Annotated in this window: 21 protein-coding genes; 8 read left to right on the top strand and 13 right to left on the bottom strand. The window is 70.3% G+C overall.

Annotated features, from left to right (window positions below):
* Positions 1 to 12: 12 nt before the first annotated feature.
* The 13 genes from ACP4J3_RS25955 to ACP4J3_RS25895 form a co-directional block, all read right to left on the bottom strand.
* Entirely contained in the window at positions 13 to 1,263 is a 1,251-nt protein-coding gene (locus tag ACP4J3_RS25955; RefSeq protein WP_426538424.1) for an MFS transporter, read from the bottom strand.
* Positions 1,264 to 1,277: 14 nt separating this feature from the next.
* Entirely contained in the window at positions 1,278 to 1,868 is a 591-nt protein-coding gene (locus tag ACP4J3_RS25950) for an ArsR/SmtB family transcription factor (RefSeq protein WP_426538422.1), read from the bottom strand.
* A gap of 118 nt (positions 1,869 to 1,986) precedes the next feature.
* Positions 1,987 to 2,742: an imidazole glycerol phosphate synthase subunit HisF gene (hisF, locus tag ACP4J3_RS25945; RefSeq protein WP_426538420.1), complete on the bottom strand. Its 756-nt coding sequence runs from the start codon at positions 2,740 to 2,742 to the stop codon at positions 1,987 to 1,989.
* 41 nt (positions 2,743 to 2,783) lie between these two features.
* Entirely contained in the window at positions 2,784 to 3,176 is a 393-nt protein-coding gene (locus ACP4J3_RS25940) for a RidA family protein (protein WP_426538418.1), read from the bottom strand.
* The gene (priA, locus tag ACP4J3_RS25935) at positions 3,173 to 3,898 is read right to left on the bottom strand and encodes a bifunctional 1-(5-phosphoribosyl)-5-((5-phosphoribosylamino)methylideneamino)imidazole-4-carboxamide isomerase/phosphoribosylanthranilate isomerase PriA (RefSeq protein WP_426538416.1); all 726 of its coding nucleotides are present in this window, start codon (positions 3,896 to 3,898) and stop codon (positions 3,173 to 3,175) included. The genes ACP4J3_RS25940 and priA overlap by 4 nt, the downstream gene beginning before the upstream one ends.
* A gap of 4 nt (positions 3,899 to 3,902) precedes the next feature.
* Entirely contained in the window at positions 3,903 to 4,550 is a 648-nt protein-coding gene (gene hisH, locus ACP4J3_RS25930; protein WP_426538414.1) for an imidazole glycerol phosphate synthase subunit HisH, read from the bottom strand.
* Positions 4,541 to 4,705, bottom strand: a complete 165-nt coding sequence (locus ACP4J3_RS25925) for a hypothetical protein (RefSeq protein ID WP_426538412.1) — start codon at positions 4,703 to 4,705, stop codon at positions 4,541 to 4,543. The genes hisH and ACP4J3_RS25925 overlap by 10 nt, the downstream gene beginning before the upstream one ends.
* 5 nt (positions 4,706 to 4,710) lie before the next feature.
* Positions 4,711 to 5,313, bottom strand: coding sequence for an imidazoleglycerol-phosphate dehydratase HisB (hisB, locus tag ACP4J3_RS25920; protein ID WP_426538410.1), 603 nt, complete (start codon positions 5,311 to 5,313; stop codon positions 4,711 to 4,713).
* Complete coding sequence (locus tag ACP4J3_RS25915; protein ID WP_426538408.1) at positions 5,310 to 6,422, bottom strand: histidinol-phosphate transaminase; 1,113 nt, start codon at positions 6,420 to 6,422, stop codon at positions 5,310 to 5,312. The genes hisB and ACP4J3_RS25915 overlap by 4 nt, the downstream gene beginning before the upstream one ends.
* On the bottom strand, positions 6,419 to 7,744 hold the full coding sequence (hisD, locus tag ACP4J3_RS25910; RefSeq protein ID WP_426538406.1) for a histidinol dehydrogenase: 1,326 nt from the start codon (positions 7,742 to 7,744) through the stop codon (positions 6,419 to 6,421). The genes ACP4J3_RS25915 and hisD overlap by 4 nt, the downstream gene beginning before the upstream one ends.
* A gap of 130 nt (positions 7,745 to 7,874) precedes the next feature.
* The gene (locus tag ACP4J3_RS25905) at positions 7,875 to 9,104 is read right to left on the bottom strand and encodes a site-specific integrase (RefSeq protein ID WP_426538404.1); all 1,230 of its coding nucleotides are present in this window, start codon (positions 9,102 to 9,104) and stop codon (positions 7,875 to 7,877) included.
* A gap of 25 nt (positions 9,105 to 9,129) precedes the next feature.
* Positions 9,130 to 10,077, bottom strand: coding sequence for a hypothetical protein (locus tag ACP4J3_RS25900; protein ID WP_426538402.1), 948 nt, complete (start codon positions 10,075 to 10,077; stop codon positions 9,130 to 9,132).
* A 145-nt stretch (positions 10,078 to 10,222) separates the two neighbouring features.
* Positions 10,223 to 10,672 carry a helix-turn-helix domain-containing protein gene (locus ACP4J3_RS25895; RefSeq protein ID WP_426538400.1) on the bottom strand — a complete coding sequence of 150 codons (450 nt, stop codon included), beginning with the start codon at positions 10,670 to 10,672 and terminating at the stop codon, positions 10,223 to 10,225.
* A 149-nt stretch (positions 10,673 to 10,821) separates the two neighbouring features.
* On the opposite strand from ACP4J3_RS25895, the gene ACP4J3_RS25890 reads away from it, so the two are divergent.
* The 8 genes from ACP4J3_RS25890 to ACP4J3_RS25855 all read left to right on the top strand — a co-directional run bounded on the left by ACP4J3_RS25890 (position 10,822) and on the right by ACP4J3_RS25855 (position 14,933).
* Complete coding sequence (locus tag ACP4J3_RS25890; protein ID WP_426538398.1) at positions 10,822 to 11,070, top strand: helix-turn-helix domain-containing protein; 249 nt, start codon at positions 10,822 to 10,824, stop codon at positions 11,068 to 11,070.
* The gene (locus ACP4J3_RS25885) at positions 11,070 to 11,285 is read left to right on the top strand and encodes a helix-turn-helix domain-containing protein (RefSeq protein ID WP_426538396.1); all 216 of its coding nucleotides are present in this window, start codon (positions 11,070 to 11,072) and stop codon (positions 11,283 to 11,285) included. Before ACP4J3_RS25890 ends, ACP4J3_RS25885 begins: the two co-directional genes overlap by 1 nt.
* A 183-nt stretch (positions 11,286 to 11,468) precedes the next feature.
* Positions 11,469 to 11,801 carry a hypothetical protein gene (locus ACP4J3_RS25880; RefSeq protein ID WP_426538394.1) on the top strand — a complete coding sequence of 111 codons (333 nt, stop codon included), beginning with the start codon at positions 11,469 to 11,471 and terminating at the stop codon, positions 11,799 to 11,801.
* The gene (locus ACP4J3_RS25875; RefSeq protein WP_426538392.1) at positions 11,801 to 12,718 is read left to right on the top strand and encodes a hypothetical protein; all 918 of its coding nucleotides are present in this window, start codon (positions 11,801 to 11,803) and stop codon (positions 12,716 to 12,718) included. Before ACP4J3_RS25880 ends, ACP4J3_RS25875 begins: the two co-directional genes overlap by 1 nt.
* The gene (locus ACP4J3_RS25870) at positions 12,711 to 13,112 is read left to right on the top strand and encodes a hypothetical protein (RefSeq protein WP_426538390.1); all 402 of its coding nucleotides are present in this window, start codon (positions 12,711 to 12,713) and stop codon (positions 13,110 to 13,112) included. Before ACP4J3_RS25875 ends, ACP4J3_RS25870 begins: the two co-directional genes overlap by 8 nt.
* Positions 13,112 to 13,456 carry a hypothetical protein gene (locus ACP4J3_RS25865; RefSeq protein ID WP_426538388.1) on the top strand — a complete coding sequence of 115 codons (345 nt, stop codon included), beginning with the start codon at positions 13,112 to 13,114 and terminating at the stop codon, positions 13,454 to 13,456. The genes ACP4J3_RS25870 and ACP4J3_RS25865 overlap by 1 nt, the downstream gene beginning before the upstream one ends.
* Positions 13,457 to 13,461: 5 nt before the next feature.
* A complete protein-coding gene (locus tag ACP4J3_RS25860; RefSeq protein ID WP_426538386.1) occupies positions 13,462 to 13,815 on the top strand; it encodes a hypothetical protein in 354 nt (117 codons plus the stop codon).
* Positions 13,812 to 14,933, top strand: a complete 1,122-nt coding sequence (locus ACP4J3_RS25855) for a YqaJ viral recombinase family protein (protein ID WP_426538384.1) — start codon at positions 13,812 to 13,814, stop codon at positions 14,931 to 14,933. Before ACP4J3_RS25860 ends, ACP4J3_RS25855 begins: the two co-directional genes overlap by 4 nt.
* Position 14,934 lies beyond the last annotated feature (1 nt).

Below are 14,934 nucleotides of genomic sequence, written 5' to 3'. Positions count from 1 at the left end.
GGGTCACTGGGGTCACTTCGGCAGTTCCGCGCACCGCAGGTCGCGCACGCACAGGACGACGACGCCGCCGAGCCCGCACACCGCCGCGCTGACCACGAAGACCGGTCCGGTGCCCCAGGCGCCGATGGCGGCGGCGCACAGCGGCATGCTCAGCGGTGCGAAGCCGAGGCTGACCAGGGAGGAGACGGCGGTGACGCGGCCCAGGTAGGCGGGGTCGGCGTGGGTCTGGAGCAGGGCACCGCACATGGCCCCACTGAGTCCGGCCAGCAGCCCGATGACCAGGGCCACGCCGATGGCCGTGACGACGTTCGGGGCGAACGCCAGGGCGCCGATCGCGACCGACCCGCCGAGGATGGTGTACGCCGCCACCCGCCCGGCGTGCGGCAGGTGGCCGCGCACGGTCAGCAGCAGGGACGCGGCGCCCGCGCCGACGCCGAACCCGCCGAGCACCCAGCCCATCCCGGAAGCGCCCCAGCCACTCTCGTCGGCGAGCAGGGCCAGGCCGACGTTGAGCGGACCGACGAAGCCGAGGTCTCCGAGGGCGATGGCCACCATCAGCGGGGCGAGCACCCGGTGTCGGCGGATGTAGCCGAGACCGGCTGTCAGATCGCGCCAGGCGGTGCCGCTGTGTGCTGCCTTCTTGTCGTCGGCGGGCAACTCCCGTATCCGTACGGAAATCAGCAGCGGCACCGATAACGCGATGAGCAGCCCGGCGAGGCCGAACGCGGCCGCCGCTCCCCCGACCGCCACCCCGAGGCCACCGAGCGGGCCGCCGACGACGTGGGCGAAGCGGATGGCGAGCCCCCTCATTCCCTGCACGCGCGCGAGCTGCCCACGACTCGTCACGCGCGCGGGAAGGGCCCCCACGGCCGGCATGAACACGGCGTCGACGGTGCCGAAGACGAGGGCCAGCAGGGCCAGCGGCCACAGTCCGGGAGTGGTGAGGAACAGGAGCGCCGCGACCGCGAGCACGGCCGCGCAGCGCACCGCGTCACTGCCTATGACGACCCTGCGAGGTCCCCACCGGTCGGCGATCACTCCCCCGCCCAGCATCAGCAGGGCCCGGGGCAGCGCGCTCACCGCCATGACCACTCCGGCCTGCGAGGGCGAACCGGTCCGGACGGCCGCCCAGGACAGGGCGATGTAGTAGACGCTGTCGCCCGTCATCGAGGCGGTGTAGGCGGTGAGCCAGCGCAGGACGTTGCCGTCGCGGTGCGCGGGTCTTTCGACGACGTCGGCCGGGGCCTTGAGCGTGGCGGTCACAGGAGCGGGTCCCCTCAGACGCGGAACGGGAAGGTGTACGTGTGCACCGCGACGTTCTCGCGGCCCTCGGAGTCGCCGGCGGCTTCGGCGGCCCGGCCGTGCTCGTCGTACCTGCGCAGGAGCGCGATGATCTCCCGGTTCAGCTCGGCCAGTTCGTCCGCCGTCAGCCGCAGGCTGCTCTCGGTGGCGTCCGCGGCGGAATTCCACTCCTCGCCCCAGTGGCTTCGCTCGTCGAGGAAGCGGCGGTACATGTCGGCCCGCTGCTCGAAGAAGAGCCGACTGGCGGCCGTGTACGCGGCAGCCTGCTCCGGGGCGTCCCGGAAGTCCTCGTCCCGGATGCTCACCCCGTCGGACGCCGGCTGCCACCAGCGCTCCCGCCCGTCCGCGCTGCGCGGCTCGGCCTCCTCGATGAGCCCGGACTCGGCGAGCTTGCGCAGGTGGTAACTGACCAGTGAGACGGCCTCGTCGACCTGCTCGGCGAGCTGTGAGGCGGTGGCGACCCGGGCGATGGTCAGTCCTCGGAGAAGGTTCATCCGCAGCGGATGGGCGAGCGCCTTGAGGGTGCCCAGATCCGTGATCCGGCGGTCTCTTTCCTTGCCTGTCATGCCCCCACCGTAGATACGAAGGAAAAATTGCACAACAAATTTTGCGCAACTTCTCCTTCGCATCGGCCCACGAAAAAGCCCCAGCCGCCCAAAGGCGACCGGGGCTCAACCCGAACCCTCAGCGCACGGGCTGCCCCGCCCCCCGCAACGCGTCCTTCACCTCACCGATCCGCAGATCCCCGAAGTGGAACACCGACGCGGCGAGCACCGCGTCCGCCCCCGCTTCGATGGCCGGCGGGAAGTCGGCCAGCTTGCCGGCGCCGCCGGAAGCGATCACCGGGACCGTCACGTGCTCCCGCACGGCCCGGATCATCTCCAGGTCGTAACCGTCCTTCGTGCCGTCCGCGTCCATCGAGTTGAGCAGGATCTCGCCGGCCCCCAGCTCGGCGGCCCGGTGCGCCCACTCGACGGCGTCGATGCCGGTGCCCTTGCGACCGCCGTGGGTGGTGACCTCGAAGGTGCCCTCGGGCGTGCGGCGCGCGTCCACCGACAGCACCAGCACCTGCCGTCCGAACCGCTCGGCGATCTCACGGATCAGGTCGGGGCGCGCGATGGCGGCCGTGTTGACGCCCACCTTGTCCGCGCCCGCGCGCAGCAGCTTGTCCACGTCCTCGGCCGTACGGACGCCGCCGCCGACCGTCAGCGGGATGAACACCTGCTCGGCGGTGCGGCGCACCACGTCGTACGTCGTCTCGCGGTTGCCCGACGAGGCCGTGATGTCCAGGAACGTCAGCTCGTCGGCGCCCTCGGCGTCGTACACCTTGGCCATCTCGACGGGGTCGCCCGCGTCGCGCAGGTTCTGGAAGTTGACGCCCTTGACGACCCGGCCGTTGTCCACGTCCAGGCAGGGGATGACTCGGACCGCCAGGGTCATGAATCCACGGCTCCTTACGCTTGCCTCTAGCCTGCTTGCCTCTAGCCTCTGAAGGCTTCTATTTCCACTTCGACCAGGATGCGCGGGTCGACGAAGCCCTCCACCACCAGCAGTGTCGAGACCGGCCGCACCGCGTCGAAGAGATCCTTGTGGGCGCGGCCCACTTCGTCGATGTCCCGCTGATGACTCAGGTACATCCGCGTCCGTATCACCGACTCCACGCCGAGCCCGAACTCGGCGATCGCCTCCAGCGCGCTCGCGAAGGCCACCTTGGCCTGTTCGTACGGGTCGCCCTCCCCGTACAGCACACGCCCTTTGAAGGACGTGGTGCCCCCCACCAGGACACGATCGCCCGCCGCGACGGCACGTGCGAAACCGAAGGACTCTTCCCAGGGACTTCCGCTCTGCACGCGCCGTACGGCATCGGACGTCATGACGACACAGCCTCCAGGGCCTCTTCCAGAGTGAACGCCTTCGCGTACAGGGCCTTCCCGACGATGGAGCCCTCGACACCGAGCGGGACCAGCTCGGCGATCGCGCGGAGGTCGTCCAGGGAGGAGACCCCGCCCGACGCCACCACCGGGCGGTCCGTCGCCGCGCACACGTTCTTCAGCAGCTCCAGGTTCGGGCCCTGCAGCGTGCCGTCCTTGGCGATGTCCGTGACGACGTACCGCGCGCAGCCCTCGCTGTTGAGGCGCTCCAGCGTCTCGTAGAGGTCGCCGCCGTCGCGGGTCCAGCCGCGGCCACGGAGCGTGGTGCCCCGTACGTCCAGGCCCACCGCGATCTTGTCGCCGTGCTCGGCGATGACCTTGGCGACCCACTCGGGGGTCTCCAAGGCGGCCGTGCCGAGGTTCACGCGCGTGCAGCCCGTCGCCAGCGCGGCGGCCAGCGACGCGTCGTCGCGGATACCGCCGGACAGCTCCACCTTGATGTCCATCGCCTTCGCGACCTCGGCGATCAGCTCGCGGTTGTCGCCGGTGCCGAACGCGGCGTCCAGGTCGACCAGGTGCAGCCACTCGGCGCCCGCGCGCTGCCAGGCGAGGGCGGCCTCCAGCGGGGAGCCGTAGGAGGTCTCGGTGCCGGACTCGCCGTGCACGAGGCGGACGGCCTGGCCGTCGCGGACGTCGACGGCGGGGAGGAGTTCGAGCTTGGCCATGTCTCTACAGGGTTCCGATCCAGTTGGTGAGTAGCTGCGCTCCGGCGTCGCCGGACTTCTCGGGGTGGAACTGCGTGGCCCACAGAGCGCCGTTCTCCACGGCGGCCACGAAGGGCTTGCCGTGCGTCGACCAGGTGACCAGCGGGGCCGTCATCAGCGGGTTCGCGGTCTGAAGGGTCCAGTCGTGGACGGCGTAGGAGTGCACGAAGTAGAAGCGCGCGTCCGCGTCCAGTCCGGCGAACAGCTCGGAGGCGGGCGGCGCGTCCACGGTGTTCCAGCCCATGTGGGGCACGATGTCGGCCTGCAGCGGCTCGACCGAGCCCGGCCACTCGCCGAGGCCCTCGGTCTCGACGCCGTGCTCGATGCCGCGCGCGAACAGGATCTGCATGCCGACGCAGATGCCCATCACCGGACGCCCGCCAGCCAGCCGCCGCTCGACGACCCAGTCGCCGCGCGCCTCCTTCAGCCCCTGCATGCATGCCGCGAAGGCACCGACGCCCGGCACCAGCAGGCCGTCGGCGTTCATGGCCTTGTCGAAGTCACGGGTGATCTCGACGTCGGCTCCCGCGCGCGCGAGAGCCCGTTCGGCCGACCTCACATTGCCGAAGCCGTAGTCGAAGACCACGACCTTCTTCGCGCCGGTCAATTCCACACCTCCAGCCTCAGGACGCCCGCGACGAGACACATCGCGGCGGCTATCGAGAGCAGCACGATGAGGCCCTTCGGCATCTGCTGCTTGACGAAGGAGTAGATCCCGCCGACCAGGAAGAGGCCGACGACGATCAGAAGGGTCGACAGACCGTTCATGGCTTTTACAGCGCACCCTTCGTGGAGGGAAGGATGCCGGCCGCGCGCGGGTCGCGCTCACAGGCGTAGCGCAGGGCCCGGGCCAGCGCCTTGAACTGGCATTCCACGATGTGGTGGGCGTTGCGCCCGTACGGCACGTGCACGTGCAGCGCGATCTGGGCCTGGGCGACGAAGGACTCCAGGATGTGCCGGGTCATCGTGGTGTCGTACTCGCCGATCATCGGCGCCATGTTCTCGGGCTCGGTGTGCACGAGGTAGGGGCGGCCGGAGAGGTCGACGGTGACCTGGGCGAGGGACTCGTCCAGCGGGACCGTGCAGTTGCCGAAGCGGTAGATCCCCACCTTGTCGCCGAGGGCCTGCCTGAAGGCGGCGCCCAGCGCGAGGGCGGTGTCCTCGATGGTGTGGTGCGAGTCGATGTGCAGATCGCCCTCGGTCTTCACGGTCAGGTCGAACAGACCGTGCCGGCCGAGCTGGTCGAGCATGTGGTCGTAGAAGCCGACGCCGGTCGACACATCGACCTGACCGGTGCCGTCGAGGTTGACCTCGACGAGGACCGAGGTCTCCTTGGTCACTCGTTCGACTCTTCCGACGCGGCCTTCGCGAGTCATGCGCTCTGCTCCTTCTTCAGTTCACGTACCGCGTCGAGGAACGCGTCGTTCTCTTCGGGGGTTCCGGCAGTGACCCGCAGCCAACCGGGCACGCCGTTGTCCCGGACCAGGACGCCCCGGTCGAGGATCTGCTGCCAGAAGGCGTGCGCGTCGTCGAACCGTCCGAACTGCACGAAGTTGGCGTCCGACGCGGTGACCTCGTAGCCGATCGCCAGCAGCTCGGTGACCAGCCGGTCCCGCTCCGCCTTGAGCTGCTCGACGTACTTGAGCAGCGTGTCGGTGTGTTCCAGGGCGGCCAGGGCGGTCGCCTGGGTGACGGCCGAGAGGTGGTAGGGCAGCCGTACGAGCTGGACGGCGTCCACCACCGCCGGGTGCGCGGCGAGATAGCCGAGGCGCAGGCCGGCCGCGCCGAAGGCCTTCGACATCGTCCGGGAGACGACGAGATTCGGCCGTCCTTCGAGCAGCGGCAGCAGCGAGTCGCCGTGGCTGAACTCGATGTACGCCTCGTCGACCACGACCATCGACGGCTTCGCCGCCTGCGCGGCCTCGTACAGCGCGAGGACCGTCTCGGGCGGCACCGCGGTGCCGGTGGGGTTGTTGGGCGTGGTGATGAAGACGACGTCCGGCCGGTGCTCGGCGACCGCCTTCTCGGCGGCGGCGAGGTCGATCGTGAAGTCCTCGCCCCGGGGGCCGGAGATCCAGCCGGTGCCGGTGCCGCGCGAGATGAGCCCGTGCATCGAGTACGACGGCTCGAAGCCGATCGCCGTACGGCCCGGTCCGCCGAAGGTCTGCAGCAGCTGCTGGATGACCTCGTTGGAGCCGTTGGCCGCCCAGACGTTCGCCAGGCCCACCTCGTAACCGGACGTGTCCGTCAGGTACTCGGCGAGCCGGGTGCGCAGCTCGACCGCGTCCCGGTCCGGGTAGCGGTTGAGGTTGCGGGCCGCCTCACGGACGCGCTCGGTGATCCGCTCGACCAGGGGCTCGGGCAGCGGGTAGGGGTTCTCGTTGGTGTTCAGCCGTACGGGGACGTCGAGTTGGGGCGCGCCATAGGGGGACTTGCCGCGCAGCTCGTCCCGTACGGGGAGATCGTCGATACGTACGTCGCTCACTTGCTCTCGGGTACCTTCCAGCCGAACCTCGCCTTGATCGCCGCACCGTGTGCCGGCAGGTCCTCCGCCTCCGCCAGCGTGACCACGTGATGCGCGACCTCGGCCAGCGCGTCCTTCGTGTAGTCGACGATGTGGATGCCCCGGAGAAAGGACTGGACGGACAGGCCGGAGGAGTGGCAGGCGCAGCCGCCGGTCGGCAGCACGTGGTTGGAGCCCGCGGCGTAGTCGCCGAGCGAGACCGGCGCCCAGGGGCCGATGAAGATCGCGCCCGCGTTCTTCACCCGGTCGGCCACGGCGGCCGCGTCGGCCGTCTGGATCTCCAGGTGCTCGGCGCCGTACGCGTCGACGACCCGGAGCCCTTCCTCCACCCCGTCGACCAGGACGATCGCGGACTGCTTGCCCTTCAGCGCCGGGACGATCCGGTCCTCGACGTGCTTGGTGGCCGCGACCTGCGGCTCCAGCTCCTTCTCCACCGCGTCCGCCAGCTCCACGGAGTCGGTGACGAGGACGGCGGCGGCCAGCGGGTCGTGCTCCGCCTGGCTGATCAGGTCGGAGGCGACGTGCACCGGGTCGGCGGTGGAGTCGGCCAGGATCGCGATCTCCGTCGGGCCGGCCTCGGCGTCGATGCCGATCTTGCCGGTGAAGTAGCGCTTGGCGGCGGCGACCCAGATGTTGCCGGGGCCGGTGACCATGGGGGCGGGCGGGCAGGACTCGGTGCCGTACGCGAACATCGCGACGGCCGTGGCGCCGCCCGCGGCGTACACCTCGTCGACGCCGAGCAGCGCGCACGCGGCGAGGATCGTCGGGTGCGGGAGGCCGCCGAAGTCGGCCTGTGCCGGGGAGGCGAGGGCGAGGGACTCGACGCCGGCCTCCTGGGCCGGGACGACGTTCATGATCACGGAGGACGGGTAGACGGCCCGCCCGCCGGGCGCGTACAGCCCGACCCGCTCGACCGGCACCCACTTCTCGGTGACCGAGCCACCCGGGACGACCTGCGTGGTGTGCGCCGTACGGCGCTGTGCGCGGTGGACGAGACGGGCGCGGCGGATGGACTCCTCCAGGGCCGCGCGCACGGCCGGGTCGAGCTCCTGCAACGCGCGCGTGAGCGCCGCGGCGGGCACCCGCACCTGGTCCAGCTTGACCCCGTCGAACTTCTCGGCGAAGTCGATCAGCGCCGCGTCGCCCCGATGATGCACGGCCTCGCAGATCGGACGCACCTTCTCCAGGGCGGCCGATACGTCGAAGTCGGCTCGGGGCAGCAGGTCGCGCAGGGCGGGGCCCTCGGGAAGGGCGTCGCCGCGCAGATCGATTCGGGAGATCACGGGCTCAATTCTCTCAGACCCGGGTCCGGCGCCGTTCGCGCGTATCAATGGCTGATACGGCGGGTCTCCGGGAGCTGCCAGGTCAGGCACTATGTGAGCAGATCTTCCAGTGATCGTCTCTCACTTTTTGTCACACGCCGCTCTCGTCGGCGCTGTGGAAGGCGTCCCAGGCGGTCGCAGCCGGGCGCAGGTCCTCGACGTCGGGGTGGACGTACTTCTTCTTCGTGAACGAGGCGTCCGTGTGCCCGGCCCACGCGGCGAGCACCACGTCGGGCACTCCGGAGACGGCCAGGTAGGTCATGCAGCTATGACGGGCGTCGTACAGCCGCACCCGTCGCATCCCCAGCTCGGCCATCAGCCGGTACGCGTACATGCGCAGCCGCCGCGTGTCCAACGGCTCGCCCAGCTCGTCCACCAGGACGTAGCCGGAGTCCGCGTACGCCTCGCCCGCCGCGAGCTTCTCCGCGGCCTGCCGCGCCTTCAGTCTCTTCAGCGCGTCGGCGGCCTTGCTCGGCAGGGGCAGCCCGCGCTCGCCCGCCACGGTCTTGGTGTCCTTCTCCACCACCTTCGAGCCCATCATGGTCCGGGTCTTCTCGGTCTGGAGCGTGCCGAGCGCGAGGTCGACGTCGGTCCACCTGAGGCCGCACACCTCGGCCGGGCGCAGGCCCATCAGGGACAGCAGGAGCACCGCGTACAGGCGGTCCGGTTCGATGCCCTTGATGAACGTCTGCACCTCGCGGACGTTCCAGGGCCGCTCGCGCCTGCGGTTCTTCCTGTCGTTCTTCTTGGCCTGCTTGGAGACCTTCACGAACGTCGCCGGGTTGACCGAGATCAGTTTGCGGGCGACGGCGCGGCCAAGGCATTCCCGCAGCCGGGACAGCAGGCTCTCCACCGTCGACACGGCAAGCCCCGTGCCCGGCCGGCCGATCCGGCGCCCGCTGGTCACCAGGTCGTCGATGAACGCCTGCACGTCGTCCTCGGTGAGCATCTGGAGCCGGACGTGGCCGAGGTGTTCGCGTGCGTGGATGAAGGTGTGGCGAAGCATGTAGAGGGTGGTGTCCTCCACCTCGCGGGCCTTCATAGTCAGCCAGGCGTCGATCCACTCGGCGACGGTCATCTTGGACGGGGCGATGAACGTGCCGGCGGCGAGCTGCCCGCGGATGCGGTCCAGCTCGTTCTTCACCTCGGTCTTGGTGTCCCGGGTGATGGTGAGCTGCTTGCGCTGCATGACAGGCTTGCCGGTCGCCTCGTCGACGACCGGTTCACCGTCCGCGTCCTTCTTCGGCTCGTGGCCGATGTCGACCACGGTGCGATACCGGGTCTTGCCGCCCTTCAGGGCGACCTTCTTTATCTCGGGCACGTATCCCTCCTTCGGGGATGGGTGGCTATCCACCTCCCGGGGCTGGGAGGCAGATCCCGGCGTCCAGGACCGGGCTGGCGGTGACGCTGGCGCACAGTCCTGATCCGGCGGGGGTCTCTGACGGCGGCGCGCTGGGCGCCGACGAGGGCGGCGGTTCCTCTCCGGCCGGGGGCTGCTCCGCGGACGGAAGCTCGCCCGTGCCGGGCTCATCCGGCGGTGTGCCGCCTCCGCCCGGTGTGGGCTGTGGGGAGCCGGGCGTGGCCGTGGCCGGACCGACCGTCACCACCGAAGCGGTGGGCTCCTGGGAAATCGAGGGCGACTCGCTGATCGAGGCGGTCGCGCTGGGGCTGGGCTCGATCGTGGAGGCGGACGGTGACGGGCTGGTGCTCGGGAGCGGGCTGCTGGGTGGCGGTGTCGGGGGCTGGGTGTAGATGGGCAGGGGCTGGGTAACGGTGGCGGTCGGTGTCGGTGCGGAGGACGGCGGCTGGAGGTCGGCACGGTCCTCCCACGGTGTGATCACCAGCAGGGTGGCCGTCGCGCCGGCGGCTGCTGTGGCGCCGATGGCGGTGCCGACGACGTAGCCGCGGTGTGTCTGGAGCGCCTCTCTGAGCCAGGCGGCGAAGGTGAGGGCGAGGGCGGCGATGCCGCCCGGCAGGAGGCTGATGTGCTTCTTGGTGCGCAGTGGCTGCTTCGCCGGAGGAGGGCTGGGCTCCTGTTCGGGGCGGTTGTCGCCGTTGGCCGCCGCTCTTCGGGGCGGCCCGGGGGCGGGGAGGGACCTGCTGCTCAGGTGGCGCTGGACGTTGAGGAGTTCGCGGTAGATCTCGACGTACACCAGGGTGAACTGCCGGACCATCTCGTCGAGGCGGCGGCCGGCTTCGGCCTGCCGCTGTTCGATTTCCTTGATCCGCCGGAAAAGCAGAACCACAGATGCGAGCAGTGCGACGCCGAGTGCCGCGAGAATGATTCTGATCATTCTCGGCCCCTAGGGGTAGCACGCGGTTACTTTGTGTGTACTTTCTGTGGGAGGCTGTTCACATTGCGCCACCAGTTGGCACCTGTCACGGATATATGCAGCCATCGTGACCAAACCGTGACCCTGCTCGCGGTGTGAACTGCTGTCAGCCAGTGGGGCGTTGACGCCCGTCCCCGTCGCGGGACGCATCGACCCCTCGGTGGATCTCGTCGAACAGCTCCCGGAACGCTTCCATCTGCTTGTCCAGCGGGAGCCGCCTGAACCGCTCGACGAGTTCTTCGACGCCGTTGTCCGCCCCGCCGGCCGCTGATGCCGGTGGGGCGTGTTCGGGGTGGGGGACGTCCTCGGTGAGCGACTTCGGCTTGTGGCCGGCGAGTGCGTCCTCGTAGCCGCCCGGCGCCCACTTCATGCCGCGTTCGATGCCGCGCCGGGTGAGGGGGCTGGCGTTGTGGGGGTTGGTGCGGCCCTTCCGCAGGGCCGAGAGGGTTTCGACGGTGACGTCTGACGCTGCGGAGACCTGCTTCCAGGTCTTCCCCAGTTCCAGGCGGCGTTCCTCCATGAACTGATCAAGTAGCTCATGCGGTTGGGGGTTCATCGATCCTCCTGATGTCTTCCGCAGATTAGCGCAGATCAAAGCAGAACGCAGGAGGGGGTACCGGCCACCTCCACAGTGACTCCAGATCTGATGCAGCAGATCGAGCAGATCTATTGTGATCTGAGTGGATCTGGACTAGCGTTTCGTGTATGCATCAGGTCAACAGCAAGCTCCGCAACGCTCGACTGCGGCTCGGCCTGACGACCACCCAGGTGGCCGAACGGTGCACCGCCGACGGCGCCAAGATCGACAGCGGTCAGGTCAGCAGATACGAGCGCGGCATCCACGCCCCCGAGCCCCGCATCCGCGTGGTCCTCGCCCGCATCCTCGGCGTGGACGCGGCGACCGATTTCGGGCCGGGCGCACTGATCGACGAGGCCGACGAGGGCGCGGCGTGATGTCCGGCGACACCACCACCGGCCCGACCCTCGACGAGGTCCGCTCCTGGCCCGCCACGGTGCCGCCCTCCCAGGCCGCGACCGCGCTCGGCGTGTCCAAGAGCCACCTCAACGAGCTCATCCGGCGCGGCGAGGCCCCCGTCAAGGTGCTGCGCCTCGGCGGACGCAACCGCGTCGTCACCGCCGCCCTTGTGCGGCTTCTCGAAGGCGCGTGAGGAGACGTCATGGCCCGTCAGATCCGTGTGCAGAAGCCGCGCCGCCCGCGCGAGCCGGAGCCGGAAGACCGCCGGACCCCGTCCGGCCAGCCGCTGCCCTACTGACGCGAACGGGGCCGTCGTGCACCCGACGGCCCCGGAGTGATCCACCCGCACATCCATCACCAGGAAGGAAGTGGACCGGTGACCAGCATGACACAACCGGATTCGGCGCCGCCCCCGCGCGCCAGCGGCGGCCAGCCCGCCATCGAGGCGGAGCGGAACGATCTGCGCGAGCTGCTGCGCGCGATCGTCGAGGCTCTCGACGTGCCGGACGGACCCCAGCGCGCGCCGCACCTCGACCGGCGCTCCGCGCGGATCGTAGCCGCCGGGCGCGCCGTCCTCACGGGCCGCACCCCGGCCCCTCAGATCCCGTGGGAGACGGCCTTCCTGCGCACGAAGACCGCCCAGGACGCGGTAGTCGACCGCCCCGTGCCGTACGCGCTGACGGACAGGGCCCTGGGCGGTGACGTCTGATGCCGCGCATCGCCTACGTGGAGAAGAACTTCAGCCCGGCGAGCCTCGACCTGATCACCACCGCGGACTCGATCTGCGGCGAGTATGCCCGCCAGGGCTTCGACCTGACGCTGCGCCAGTTGTACTACCAGTTCGTTGCGCGCGGCTACCTGGCCAACAAGCAGACCGAGTACAAGCGGCTTGGCTCGATCGTCAACGATGCGCGCCTGGCCGGTCTGCTCGACTGGAACTTCATCGTCGACCGCACCCGGAACCTGCGCGGCCTGTCCCACTGGGACGACCCGGAGTCCATCATCAGCTCCGCCGCGTACGGCTACCGCACCGAGCGGTGGGCGAACCAGCCGCACCGGGTCGAGGTGTGGATCGAAAAGGACGCCCTCGTGGGCGTGATCACCGGGGTGTGCAACCGGAACGACGTCGACTACTTCTCCTGCCGGGGCTACACCTCCCAGTCCGAGCTGTGGGGAGCCGCCCGCAGGCTGGCCCGCTACGAGGCCCGGGGGCAGAAGCCTGTGGTCATCCACCTGGGTGACCATGACCCGTCCGGCATCGACATGACCCGGGACATCGGGGAGCGGTTCGCCCTGTTCGGCACGGACGTCACGGTGCGGCGCATCGCGCTGAACATGCCTCAGGTCGAGGAGCACAACCCGCCCCCGAACCCGGCCAAGCTGACCGACTCGCGCGCCGACGGCTATATCAGCCGGTTCGGGCGCAGCAGTTGGGAACTGGACGCCCTCGACCCGACCACGCTCGACCGGATCATCGAGGACGAGATCTGGGCCTGGCGCGACGCCGACCTGTGGGCGGAGGCCACTGCCGCGATGGAGCGGCAGCGCTCCCTGCTCGAAGCGGTCTCCCGCCGCTGGGACGACGTCGCCCGCCTGGTCGCCGAGGACGGTGACGGCGATGGCTGAACCGCTCAGCCGCGTCCAACTCGACCGGATCCGTGCCGGTGTCGAGCGCAACCCCGGCACGCCGTCCGCGCGCACCATCCGCATGCTGCTCGACGAGATCGACCGGTGGCGGCCTGCGCAGGTCACGCCCTGTCCGCTGGACCCGATCTACGTGGACGTCATCGTGTGCGCGGCCAACGGCCAGGACGTCGAACAGACGGCCCGCACCCTGCGCGTGTCCCCCGAGACGATCAAGTCCCGCCGCAAGCGGATCCGAGACCGGCTGGACGTCGGCCCGATGGAACAGGTCGTCGCCGTCGCCATGGCGCAGGGATGGGTGCCCGGCGGCGCGGTCCGCATCCCCCGGCCCATCACCGCCCCCCTCGAATTGATCGGCACGCCCGGAGGTGCCTGATGCCCATCGACACGCCCACGATCAGGCTGGACTGGCGGCCCACGGCCCGCGTCTTCCGCACCGACCCGATGAAGGAGCGGCTGGACGCGCTCGCCAAGGAATGGCCGGAGTACCAGCCGGTCGTGCACCTGAAGCTGGGCACGGCCGACCTACCGGTGGCCGGATACGTCCGCACCGACAGCGCGGCCAGCGTGCCCTGGACGTTCGACGGCAGGCCCCGCCGCGTGTGCGTCGGCCCCGGCGAAGAGGTCTGGGTCAGCGTCATCTGGCACCCGGCCACGGCCTTCCCCAAGCGCGCCTGGGTGCCCGCCCGCCTCCTCAAGGCCACCGGCCGCAGGTGGTGACCGCCATGGGCTACAAGGCGCTGCGCATCGACCCGGACGGCACCCGCACCTACCTCGATCTGCCGGACGAGTTGCTGGACGCCGTCCGTGAACAGGTCGGCGGTGACCTTGAGTTCGCCCACTACGGGCGTGTCCTGAACGGCACGCTGCTCGCGGTCGCCGTCGTCGTCTACGAGTACAGCCTGGACGAGCACCCCGCCAACATCCACGCCACCCGCGCCGTGGAGGCGGTGCGCGGCGCGGCCCTGTCCTACCTGCTGCACGGCCCGGTCGTCTTCCTCGGCTGGGACGGCCGGGAGAACGTCCTCTCCCTGCCTGAGGCGGTCCGCCCGTACCTGCTCGCCGGGAGCGCGTCATGACCACCCGCCCGGCATCCACGCCCCCCGCCACGCCGGGCGGGAACCCCGCCGGGCCGGAGGTCTTCCCCCAAGCCTCCGGCCCGGCCGAAACGGTCCACGCAGCCTTCCCCACCGCACGTCTGGTGCTGCCTGCCGACGCCCCCGAGGACCAGTGGCACGCCGCCCGTCAACTCGGCCTCGGCGGCAGTGACATCGCCGCCGTCCTCGGCCTGCACCGCTACAAGGGCCCGCTGCACGTGTGGGAGGAGAAGCAGGGGCGCGGCGACCACACCGACAGCGAGGCCGCCGAGTGCGGGCGCGAACTGGAGGCAGTCATCGCGCGCCTCTTCAGCAGGCGGGCCGGCCTGGAGATCGCGCCCGCGCCGGGCACGCTCCAGCACATCGAGCACGCGTGGATGCTGGCGAACCTGGACCGGCTCGTCATCGAGCGGACCCCGGCGCTGGGCATCCCGTCCGTGGTCCCGCTGGAGTGCAAGAACCGCAGCGAATACCAGGCGCGTGACTGGGACGACGAAGTGCCCGACGAACCCGCGCTGCAATTGCACTGGTACCTCGCGGTGACCGGCTACGGCCATGGGTATGTGGCGGCGCTCATCGGCGGTAACCGGCTGCGCTGGCACCGGATCGACCGCGACGACGAGCTGATCGAGCATCTCGTCGAGTACTGCGGCGACTGGTGGCAGCGGCACGTCGTCGAGGGCGCACCCCCTCCGCCGGACGGCTCGAAGGCCACCACCCAACTGCTCGCCCACCTGTGGGACGCGAAGGAAGACGCGACCGCCGAGGTCGACCCGGTCGAGGCCCTGCTGCTGAAGCAGCGCCGCCGGGAGCTGAAGGAGCAGATCACCTCCCTCGGCGAGGACCTGGACGAGGTTGAGAACCAGATGAAGGCGATGCTCGGCGAGGCCGAGGTGGCCCTGACCGGCGGCCGTACGGCTTTCACCTGGCGCGCCAACGGCACCTTCGCGGCAAAGCGGTTCCGCGAGGCCGAGCCCAAACTCGCCGCCGAATACACCCGCTTGGCCCCAGCCGTCGACATCGAACGGTTCAAGGCCGACCACCCCGAGATCTACCGCAAGTACCGGGCGCGTCGCCTGCACGTGCCCACGGAAGGATGAC

The organism is Streptomyces sp. UG1, from assembly GCF_049974585.1.
Taxonomy (GTDB): Bacteria; Actinomycetota; Actinomycetes; order Streptomycetales; family Streptomycetaceae; genus Streptomyces.
The sequence above is the reverse complement of the archived record's forward strand: the minus strand, read 5'-3'. Positions and strand labels throughout refer to the sequence as shown.